Annotated in this window: 3 protein-coding genes; all 3 read right to left on the bottom strand. The window is 62.7% G+C overall.

All coding sequences use genetic code 11. The features are described 5' to 3' along the window. The coding region (gene fliP / locus EOD15_RS34320; protein ID WP_127409305.1) for a flagellar type III secretion system pore protein FliP at positions 1–718 on the bottom strand (718 nt) is incomplete at its 3' end. Further along, positions 715–1,209 (bottom strand): flagellar basal body-associated FliL family protein, encoded by a 495-nt coding sequence (locus EOD15_RS34315; protein WP_127290410.1) that lies wholly within the window; start codon positions 1,207–1,209, stop codon positions 715–717. The genes EOD15_RS34315 and fliP, both read right to left, overlap by 4 nt. A 17-nt stretch (positions 1,210–1,226) precedes the next feature. Next, positions 1,227–1,399 (bottom strand): flagellar basal body L-ring protein FlgH (locus EOD15_RS34310; protein WP_185929165.1); only part of this gene is annotated, 173 nt, incomplete at its 5' end.

Here is a 1,399-nt window from a genome sequence, read left to right as displayed (position 1 = left end):
GCACCAGGCTGCCGACAAGCAGGTTCCAGCCGTCGATCAGGACGAAGAATAGGATCTTGAACGGCAGCGACACCACTGTCGGCGGCAGCATCATCATGCCCATCGCCATGGTGATGGTGGCGACGATCAGGTCGATGACCAGGAATGGCAGCACGATCAGGAAGCCGATCTCGAAACCGCGCCGGATCTCCGAGATCATGAAGGCCGGCACCAGGATGCGCAGGTCGACGGTGTCACGCGAAACGGTCTGTCCGCGCTCGCGGGCAAGGTCGGCGAAAAGGTCGAAATCCTTGTCACGCACATTGTGCAGCATGAAGGTGCGGAACGGGTCTGAAATCTTGTCGAAGGCTTCGGTCTGGGTGATCTGGTTGTCCATCAGCGGCTTGACGCCGGTGTTCCAGGCCTGATCGAAGGTCGGCGCCATGACATAGAAGGTCATGAACAGCGACAGCGAAATCAGGATGAGGTTTGCCGGTGTCGACTGCAGGCCGATGCCGGCGCGCAGGATCGAGAAGGCGATGACGAAACGGGTGAAGCTGGTCACCATGATCAGCAGGCCTGGCGCCACCGACAGAACGGTCAGCAGGCCGAACATCTGGATGATGTAGCCTACGGTGGTGCCGTCAGCCTTGCCGATGCCGCCGAGATCGAGTTGCTGGGCCGTCGCGATGGAGGTGGCGGCCGCGATCATGGCCGTGGCGAGAAGGAACTTTCTCATTCGAGCAGCAATGTCCTGATGAGTACCTGTTTGGCGTGACCCTGGCTGCGGATCGCGGCGCGTTCTTCGAGGTCGGCCTTCAGGTGCTGGTAGCCGCTGGCCCCCTCGATCTGATGCATCTTCAGCGTGCGCACCAGGGCCAGAAGGTCCTGGTGGATGTCATCAGACATTGCCTGTGGCTGCGGCGCGTCATAGACGATGGACACCTCCATCCTGATCCATGTGCCTGCAGGCGAGGCGATGTTGGTGGTGATCGGCGCCAGCACGACAAGCATCGGGCCCAGGCCTGGCTGCTCGGCCGCGGCGGGCTGCATGATCTTGCCTTCGTTCTCAGGCGCGACCGGTACCGACGCCGGTGCGCCGACGCCTTTGAGATAACCGCCGGACATCCAGCCCATGCCAATGGCGGCCGCCGTCACAAGCAGCAGCAGGCCGGCCTGGATGGCAGGGGAGGGACCCTTGCGTGGCTGAACCTGTTCGATATTTGCCACGGCGCCCTGCTCCGATCCTAGAACGGAAGAACCTGGTCGAGAATCTGCTGGCCGTAGGCAGGCTGCTGGACCTCGGTGATGCGACCGCGTCCTCCGTAGGAGATGCGGGCCTCGGCGATACGTTCGTAGGGGATGGTGTTTTCGGCGCCGATATCGGCCGGCCGCACGATGCCGGCGAGCGTCAGCACCC

Source organism: Mesorhizobium sp. M7A.T.Ca.US.000.02.2.1, from assembly GCF_003996995.1.
Classification (GTDB): Bacteria; Pseudomonadota; Alphaproteobacteria; order Rhizobiales; family Rhizobiaceae; genus Mesorhizobium.
The sequence above is the reverse complement of the archived record's forward strand: the minus strand, read 5'-3'. Positions and strand labels throughout refer to the sequence as shown.